The sequence below is a fragment of the Neisseria sp. 19428wB4_WF04 genome (genome assembly GCF_015235335.1).
In the GTDB taxonomy this organism is placed as follows: domain Bacteria; phylum Pseudomonadota; class Gammaproteobacteria; order Burkholderiales; family Neisseriaceae; genus Neisseria; species Neisseria musculi.
This window is the reverse complement of record NZ_JADGLG010000184.1, coordinates 1-408: the sequence shown is the minus strand read 5'-3', so window position 1 is coordinate 408 and position 408 is coordinate 1. Positions and strand designations below refer to the sequence as shown.

Annotated in this window: 1 pseudogene; it reads right to left on the bottom strand. The window is 67.9% G+C overall.

Going from position 1 to position 408, the window contains the following annotated elements:
• Window positions 1-65: 65 nt before the first annotated feature.
• Window positions 66-408 (bottom strand): annotated as a pseudogene (locus IR141_RS12910) (sugar ABC transporter substrate-binding protein); the annotation flags it as partial.

The window sequence follows — 408 nt, the reverse complement described above, 5'->3', positions numbered from 1 at the left end:
GCCCATACGCGAGGACGCGGCGGAACGCGATTGTTTTCCGCCGACGCGCGAAAGTCGTCCCGTGCTTACTTCGCGTAATAGTAAGCGGTCGCCACCGAGGAGACCGGGCCGGTGACGGAGGTGAAGACGGACAGCACCTTCGAGACCTCGGTGAACGGGGCGTTCGAGACGTAGATCAGGTCGCGGTTGCGCATGCGGAACGCCTGGGTGGTGAACAGGCTGTTGGGGTCGCGCATGTTGATCCGGTACACCACCGGCACCAGCGGCGTGCCGGTGAGCTTGGTGGCCGGGTTGAGCCGGCGCACCACGCTGGCGGGCTCGAACCGGAAGATGAAGGTGCCGGCCGGGTCGGCGGCGAAGTCCGACAGGCCGCGCGCCTTGGCGAGCGCCTGGGCGAGCGTGATGCCG